The following is a 3,808-nucleotide window of genomic DNA, read 5'->3' on the forward strand; positions in this document are numbered from 1 at the left end:
TCGGTCGGCCGCGGGGGGGACGGCCGGGTCGTCACCCGCACCGACGGACCGGGCTCCCGGGAACCCGGGGCCGGACGCGGGCTCTCGACTCGACGCCCAGGCCTTGGCGGCCCCGTTGGCCAGGACGTCCGCCTTCTCGTTGAGCTCGTGTCCCGCGTGACCCTTGACCCACTCGAAGGTGACCTCGCGGCCCTTCATCGCCTCGTCGAGCGCCTTCATGACCTCGACGTTGAGTACGGGCTTCCCGTCGGCCTTCTTCCAGCCTTTGCGCTTCCACCCGGCCATCCACTTGGTCACCGAGTTGATGACGTACTGCGAGTCACACAGGATGTGGAGTGGCTCGCGGGAGTGCGCGGTCTGACGAAGGAGGTCCAGGACCGCGGTGAGCTCGCCCTGGTTGTTGGTGCCCCGTTTCCAGCCGCCGCAGCGCCACCGCGACTCGTCGATGTACCAGGCCCATCCGGCCGGGCCGGGGTTACCGAGAGCGGAGCCGTCCGCGGCGGCGATGATCGTCACGTCGAGCGATCCTGCCACCGTGGCCGGGGGGAGGTCCCACCGGCCACGGTCATCGGGTCACCGGCGGCCTCATCCGTTCAGTTCGCCGTCCTCGATACCGTCCAGGTCGATCGCGGGAGAGCGCTTGCGCTCGTCGAGGCGGGCGGCCCGGGCCGCCTCCCTCATCTCGATCCCGTCGGTGACGAAGTCACCGACCTCCTTGGCGATGGAACCGACCGCGTCGGTGATGATGACGGTGATCCGGCCGACGAGGGACGCCCCCGCCTGGACACCCGCCTGGACCTGGTCCTTGTTGCGCTCGAAGTCGCTCATCGGATCCGCTCCCTTCGTCAGTGGTGTCCACGAAGGTACCCCGGCTCAGGCCGCGGGTGTCACCTTCCTGCGCTCGATGAGCACGGCCGGCGTGTCCGCCGGGGTGGGCGGCAGTGGCAGGGCCAACCGGAACATCTTGGACCACACGTTGGCCACCTGCTTCCACAGCGGTCCGGTCGTGTACGGAAGGCCGTGCTCCTCGCAGATCGCCCGGACCTCCTCGGCGATCTCCGGGTAGCGGTGAGCGGGCAGATCCGGGAAGAGGTGGTGCTCGATCTGGTGCGAGAGGTTGCCGGTGGCCAGGTGCATGAACGGGCTGCCCGAGATGTTGGCCGAGCCGAGCATCTGGCGCACGTACCACTCGCCGCGGGTCTCCTCGGCCGTCTCCTCCTGGGTGAAGACCTGGGCGCCGGAGGGGAAGTGCCCGCAGAAGATCACCGAGAACGCCCAGACGTTGCGGACGAGGTTGGCGGTGAGGTTCCCGGCGAAGGTGAGTGGGAACAGCGGCCCGGTGAGCGCCGGGTGGACGATGTAGTCCTTGGCGACCTGTCCTCGCATCTTGCCCCACCACCCGGCGAGCAGGCCCTTGACGTCCGACCACTTGCGCTTGCCCTTGAGCACGTTGTCGTACTCGAGGTCGTGGAGCATGACGCCCCACTCGAACGCCATCATGAGCCCGAACGCGTACAGCGGGTTGCCCAGCCGCAGCGGGGTCCACTTCTGCTCGTACTCCATGCGCAGGATGCCGTATCCGATGTCGCGGTCGAGATCGAGGATGTTGGTGTGCGTGTGGTGCATGTAGTTGTGCGAGTGCCGCCACTGGTCGGACGGGCACACGTTGTCCCACTCGAAGGAGGACGAGTGGAGCATGTCATCGCGCATCCAGTCGTACTGGCCGTGCATGACGTTGTGGCCGATCTCCATGTTGTCGAGGATCTTGGAGGCGCTCAGTGCGGCCACCCCTGCGAGCCATGCGGGCGGCAGGAAGCCGAGGAACATCAGGGCGCGCCCGGTCAGTTCGAGTCGACGCTGCATGCGGACCACCCGGAGGATGTAGTCGCGGTCGGCGGTGCCCAGGTCGGCCACGACGCGGTCGCGAATGGCGTCGAGCTCACGGCCGATGATCTCCACCGATTCGGCGGACAGGACCACGGGCTCGGGGCCGGTGGTGTCCGGCTTCTCGGCCTTGGGCTTCTTGGAGCGGATGGTGGGGAGCTGCAGGAGGGTCATGACGGGAGTCCTTCCGGTCGTTTCCGGTGGTGGTACGGGTTGGTATGTGACTGGTGTCCGGGAGGTCTAGAGCTCGATCTCGACGTCGCCCACGGGCGCGGAGACACAGATCTGGACCAGGCAACCGGGCTCGGTGTCGACCTCGCCCGACCTGAGGTCGCGGGTGGCGCCGGAGACTCGGACGGCGGTGCAGGTGTGGCAGATGCCCATCCGGCAGCCGTGCTTCGGGGACAGCCCCGCGGCCTCCGCGCCCTCCAGCAGGGTGGTGCCGGAGTTGTGGGCGGACACACCGCTCCTGACGTGGGTGACGGTGCCGCCGTCGCCCTCGGGCACGGGTCCGTTGGAGGCGGTGAACCGCTCGCGGAGGACGTCCGCGTAGCGATCTGCTCCGAGGGCGTCCGACAGGCCGTCAGCCAGGCCGTCGGGTCCACAGAGGAAGACGGTGGCGTCGGCGTGCCACGGCGCCACCTCGTCGAGGTGGCCCCCCGTGAGGTGGCCGCCCAGGTCCCGCGACGACGGGTCCGGGTGGCCCGAGGGGTCTGACGGGTCCGGGGCCACGGTGGGGACCACCCTGACCTCGACTCCGGCACGCGAGAGTTCGCGGATCCGATCACGGAACGGCACGTCCTCGACCCGGCGGGCGTAGTGGAGCCAGGCGACGCGGCCAGTGGCCCCCTCTCCGCAGTGGCCCTCCCCGGCGAGGGTGGAGGCGATGGAGAGCATCGGGGTGATGCCACTTCCGCCGCTGACCAGCAGCACGTCGGTCGGTCGCGTGTCCGGCAGGGTGACCTCCCCGACGGGATTGCCGAGGAGCAGGCGCATCCCGGGAGCGGCCTCGGACCACAGGTGTTCGGAGACCACGCCCCCCGGATGCCGGCGGACGGCGATCGTCGCCAGGCCGTCGGACCGCGCGGCGGAGTCCACCGGGGAGTAGTGACGGCGGTGGACGACGCCGTCGACCACCACGCCGATCTCGAGAGCGGCTCCGGGGGCGGGCCGGTCGACCCCGGCCGGGAGTCGGAGCGTGATGACGGTCACGTCGGAGACGGGCCGGTCGACGGCGACGACCGTCGCGCCGGTCGGGTCGTCGGACCAGCTCACTCCGAGTGAGCGGACGTAGTGCTCCACCGGGTGCGGCGTGAGCAGGGTGCGGGTGATCCCGCGGGAGAAGAGTCGGCTGATGGTCGGGGCGGTCATGAGGACCTCCGGAAGGTAGTGGTCGGTGTGGTCGTGCGCCGTCGGACGCGGCCTACTGCCTTGATATGCGGCCCCGACCTCACGGTCGCGGTCGCACTACGGGGGCGTATCCGTCCGGTTCGACCACCGGACGAGTTTGAGTGTACATACGTTCTCTCAAATGAAAAGGGCCTCGGCGCTGTCGCGTGGGTCACACTCCGGCGGGGGGTTGCCCACGTGCGGATATAGCCCTCAGGCGATAGCATCACGAGCGTGGCGACACCAGGGACCCGGGCGGAGCAGAAGCGGCACACACGTGCACTCATTGTTGCCGCGGGCCGCAACGCGGTGGCCACGCGGGGGTTCACCGGCCTGGTCGTCCGCGAGCTGGCACGCGAGGCGGGCATCGTCCCCACCGCGTTCTACCGGCACTTCGAGTCGGTGGACGCCCTGGCCACCGAAATCGCGGCGGAGGCTTCCGAGGCGCTGGGCGCCCTCGTCGACGACCTGGTCGCAGGGCCGGCGTCGGACCCCGTCGTGGACTGGCCCGGGCGGGCCTCGACCGCCGCCGTCC

The 3,808-nt window shown here is 69.7% G+C and carries 5 protein-coding genes; 1 reads left to right on the top strand and 4 read right to left on the bottom strand.

Annotated elements, in window-relative coordinates; genetic code table 11:
- The 4 genes from G6027_RS00145 to G6027_RS00160 form a co-directional block, all read right to left on the bottom strand.
- On the bottom strand, positions 1-516 hold a 516-nt coding region (locus G6027_RS00145), incomplete at its 3' end, for a ribonuclease HI (RefSeq protein ID WP_182634296.1).
- 69 nt (positions 517-585) lie between these two features.
- Positions 586-828 (bottom strand): hypothetical protein, encoded by a 243-nt coding sequence (locus G6027_RS00150; RefSeq protein WP_182634298.1) that lies wholly within the window; start codon positions 826-828, stop codon positions 586-588.
- Positions 829-873: 45 nt separating this feature from the next.
- Positions 874-2,058: an acyl-CoA desaturase gene (locus tag G6027_RS00155; RefSeq protein WP_182634300.1), complete on the bottom strand. Its 1,185-nt coding sequence runs from the start codon at positions 2,056-2,058 to the stop codon at positions 874-876.
- Positions 2,059-2,124: 66 nt separating this feature from the next.
- Complete coding sequence (locus tag G6027_RS00160) at positions 2,125-3,255, bottom strand: iron-sulfur cluster-binding domain-containing protein (RefSeq protein WP_182634302.1); 1,131 nt, start codon at positions 3,253-3,255, stop codon at positions 2,125-2,127.
- 252 nt (positions 3,256-3,507) lie between these two features.
- On the opposite strand from G6027_RS00160, the gene G6027_RS00165 reads away from it, so the two are divergent.
- Positions 3,508-3,808: TetR family transcriptional regulator (locus G6027_RS00165; protein WP_182634305.1), on the top strand; the 301-nt coding region annotated here is incomplete at its 3' end.

It is taken from the genome of Dietzia sp. SLG310A2-38A2, from assembly GCF_014145095.1.
GTDB lineage: Bacteria > Actinomycetota > Actinomycetes > Mycobacteriales > Mycobacteriaceae > Dietzia.

Excerpts from the sequence above, each read along its gene's own strand:
- G6027_RS00160 (WP_182634302.1), bottom strand. The coding sequence starts at position 3,255 with ATGACCGCCCCGACCATCAGCCGACTCTTCTCCCGCGGGATCACCCGC.
- G6027_RS00155 (WP_182634300.1), bottom strand. The coding sequence starts at position 2,058 with ATGACCCTCCTGCAGCTCCCCACCATCCGCTCCAAGAAGCCCAAGGCC.
- G6027_RS00150 (WP_182634298.1), bottom strand. The coding sequence starts at position 828 with ATGAGCGACTTCGAGCGCAACAAGGACCAGGTCCAGGCGGGTGTCCAG.